Consider the following 3,476-nt stretch of genomic DNA (forward strand, 5'->3'; position numbering starts at 1 on the left):
ACGATGCGACGGGCGGGACCGCCGCGCGCCGCCCGAGGCGTTCTGCGCCGCCGACCTCGCCGGTACGGGCGCCGACTTGCCCGGACCGGTCCCCAGGTGTGCTCTGGAAGCGGGGGGCAACGGAGCGAGAGGAGAGCTCTCATGGCTCATGCGGCACCCGCACCCGGCGGACGGCGCGGTTTCGGCACCGGTCCGAACGGCCTGCCCGACGTGTTCAACGGGCAGGTCCACCGAGTGTCCCGGTACGGCATTCCCGTCGTCCTCGGGCTGGTCTACGGGCTCTGGGCGGCGGCCAACCGCCGGCACGGCGCTCCCATCACCGGCTGGAACGTCCTGTTCGGCTTCGCGACGGCGATCGCGTTCATCGTGCTGTGCATCGCGGTGGCGCGGTTCGCGCCGCTGCTCAAGCGCGAGCTGCACTCCCTGGTGAAGTCGGCGTTCGCGGGCGCCTCGGTGGGCTTCCTCTACAGCCAGACCGGCGCGTCGGTGCTGAGCAGCGCGGGCCTGGGCCTCGCGGTCTGCGCGGGCATCTTCGCCGTCTTCTTCTACCGCTACTACACGCGTGAGGACGCCATCGGCAACCGCATCCGCTGACCCTGCGGCACAGGGAAGGGCCCCGGCGACCGTTCGCCGGGGCCCTTCCCGTGGTCCGGGGCGCCGCCCGCCGTCAGGACGCGTCGCGCCACGGGGGGCACGGGTCGGAGCAGCCGGTCACCCACCGGCCGCCGGTGTCGACGGACCCGGCGTTGACCCAGCCCTGGGCACCGGTCAGCCAGTACCAGGCGGAGTTCCCGTCGAGGCTCTGGCCGCGGACGGTGCACCGGATGCGGTCCTGGCTGCCGGGCGAGAGCCGGTCGACGACGCGGGAGTGGACGGACGGCCCGGACCTGACCTCGGCCCCGGCCCGGGAGACGACGGTGCCCCAGACCGGGCTGCCGCGCCCGCCGCGCCCGCCGCGATCACCCCGGTCACCGCGATCACCTCGGTCACCGCGATCGCCTCGGTCGTAGCCGTCCCGGTCATGGCCGTCCCCGTGGTCGTAGCCGTCCCCGGGGCGGTCCCAGGAGTCGCCGTCCCGGTGGTCGCCGTCGTGGGCGGGGGCGTGGTGCGGCAGGGGCGCCGCCGACGCCGTCGTGCCCGCCGCGGCGGCGGCGAAGGTGCCTCCGGTGAGCAGGGCCGCGGTCAGGATCCGCAGGGCTGGAGTGGTGCGCATGATCAGCCTCCTTCTCCCCCGCACCAGGAAACACCCGTTCGGGCCAACCCTCCACCCGAGCCCGGAGGGGGCGAAGAAGCCCCAGCTCGGGGCCGGTTCAGGGGATCGGGCGACCCCGTTCGGGCCAACCCTCCACCCGAGCCCGGAGGGGGCGAAGAAGCCCCAGCTCGGGGCCGGTTCAGGGGATCGGGCGACCCCGTTCGGCTCGACCTCTGCCGCCAGATGCAGTCATCCCGCTCGCGCGGACGCCCCCGGGGGTCTTGCCTGGGAGGGTGCCCTCACGTCCCTCCCGCGTCCGCGCGCGCGGTGCCCTGTCGGCGGCGCTGATCGTCGTCGCCTGCCTCCTCGCGCCCTGCGGCGCGCTCGCCGCCTGGGCCGCGTACGGGCTCGCCGACACCGGCAGCTACGTCACGGCGATGGCGCCGCTGGCCGCCGACCCGGCGGTGCGGGACGTGGTCGCGGACACCGTCGGCGACGGCATCATGGACGAGGTCGACGACCACGCCGACGTGCGCGCGATGCCCCGGGCCGTGCGGCCCTTCGTCCACGACGCGGTCGCCTCCTTCACCCGCACCCCCGCCTTCCGGGCCGCCTGGGACGCCGGGAACCGGGCCGTCCACGACGCGGTGCTCACCGCCCTGCGCGACGGGCGCGAGCGGGACGTGACGGTGGACCTGGCGCCGGTCGCCGCCCAGGTCAAGCGCACGCTCGCCGACGACCACATGCCGCTGGCCGACCGCATCCCGGTGCAGCACACCGCGGTGGCCGTGCTGCCCGCCGACGACCTGGACCGGTTCCGCACGGGCTTCCGGCTCCTTGAGGTGGCCGGGTTCTGGCTGCCGCTGGCGGCCGTCGTCCTCGCCGCCGCCGGGATCGCGGTCGCCGCCTGCCGCCGCCGGGCGGTCACCGCGACCGCCCTGGGCACGGCGCTCGGCGGGGCGTTCCTCGGACTGGCCGTGGCGATCGGCCGCACCCTGACCCTGGCCGACCTCCCGGAGGAGGCCCGCCGCCCGGCCGCGGGGGCCGTCTACGACGCGCTGACGACGACCCTGCGCCAGGCGTCCTGGCTCCTGGTCGCGCTGGGCCTGGCGGCGGCCCTGGCGACCTGGCTGACCCGGCGCCGGGTGGCCGGGGCCGCCGGGGTCACCGGGGCCGCCGAAGTCACCGGGCCCACCGGCACCACCGAGACCGCCGGATTCACCGGGACCACCGGCACCACCGGGGCCGCCGGGACCACCGGGGCCGCCGGGACCACCGAGGTCGCCGAAGCCGCCGAGACCACCGGAGTCACCGGCACCACCGCGACCACCGGAATCACCGGAATCACCGGGCCCACCGGCACCACCCCGCCGGACGACCCCGGGGCGGCCGGCGCCCGGGGCTCCGCGCCCGCCCACCCGCTCTCCCCGTCCGCACCGCCGTCGTCCCCGCAGATGACGGTCGCGCCCCCGGGCGAGCCCCCGGCGGCGGGCTGACCGCGCCCGGCGCACCGCATGGCCGCCCGGTCCGCCGCGCTCGCCCCGCCCGACTGGCTGGTGCGCACCCTGCGCCCGCAGCGGACCCCCGTCAACCGGCCCGCCGTCCTGCGGGCCACCGTGGCGCTCACCCTCCCGCTGGCCCTCGGGCTCGCCGCCGGTGAGCCCGCCTACGGGGCGCTGGCGTCCATGGGCGCCCTGTCCGGGGTCATCGGCGACACGGCCGACGCGTACCGGATGCGCGTCCTGAACATCGCCGTCCCGCAACTGTTCGGCGCGGTCGGGGTGACGCTGGGCGCGCTGGCGCACGGCCACGGCTGGGTCGCCGTCTCCACCCTCACCGCGATCGCGCTGGTCTCCGGGATGATCTCGTCGATCGGCGCCGTCGCCTCGGTCTCCGGGCTGCTGCTCCTGCTCAACGCGGTGATCGGGACGGGCCTGCCGCTGCCCGGCCCCTGGTGGCTCGCGCCGCTCCTGCTGACCGGCGGCGGGCTGCTGGTGCTGCTGCTGGCGCTGCCGGCCTGGCCGCTGCGGTCCGGGGTGCCGGAGCGGGCGGCGGTCGCCGACACCTACCGCACGGTCGCCGAACTGCTCGCGGCCCGCGGCCGGGACGCGTACGACGAGGCCCGGCACGCCGTCACCCGCTCCCTGAACCAGTCCTACGACCTGGTGCTGGCCCGGCGCGCCCGCCACCACGGCCGCAGCCCCGAACTGACCCGCCTGCTGGCCCAGTTGAACGCGATCACGCCTGTCGTCGAGGCCGCGCCCGCCGCCCGGCTCGACGGCGG

3 protein-coding genes and 1 pseudogene are annotated in these 3,476 nt (G+C 77.0%); 3 read left to right on the forward strand and 1 reads right to left on the reverse strand.

Annotation, left to right across the window (positions count from 1 at the left end; all coding sequences use genetic code 11):
* Positions 1–141: 141 nt before the first annotated feature.
* The gene (locus GA0115242_RS21850; protein WP_093831050.1) at positions 142–594 is read left to right on the forward strand and encodes a hypothetical protein; all 453 of its coding nucleotides are present in this window, start codon (positions 142–144) and stop codon (positions 592–594) included.
* Positions 595–667: 73 nt separating this feature from the next.
* Here the strand turns inward: GA0115242_RS21850 and GA0115242_RS41790 are convergent, their stop codons facing one another.
* A complete protein-coding gene (locus tag GA0115242_RS41790; RefSeq protein WP_237549225.1) occupies positions 668–1,213 on the reverse strand; it encodes an SH3 domain-containing protein in 546 nt (181 codons plus the stop codon).
* 272 nt (positions 1,214–1,485) lie between these two features.
* Here GA0115242_RS41790 and GA0115242_RS21860 point away from each other — a divergent pair.
* Positions 1,486–2,355 (forward strand): annotated as a pseudogene (locus tag GA0115242_RS21860) (hypothetical protein); the annotation flags it as partial.
* A 351-nt stretch (positions 2,356–2,706) separates the two neighbouring features.
* On the forward strand, positions 2,707–3,476 hold a 770-nt coding region (locus GA0115242_RS21865; protein ID WP_272925314.1), incomplete at its 3' end, for an FUSC family membrane protein.

Source organism: Streptomyces sp. SolWspMP-5a-2, assembly GCF_900091845.1.
Taxonomy (GTDB): Bacteria; Actinomycetota; Actinomycetes; order Streptomycetales; family Streptomycetaceae; genus Streptomyces; species Streptomyces doudnae.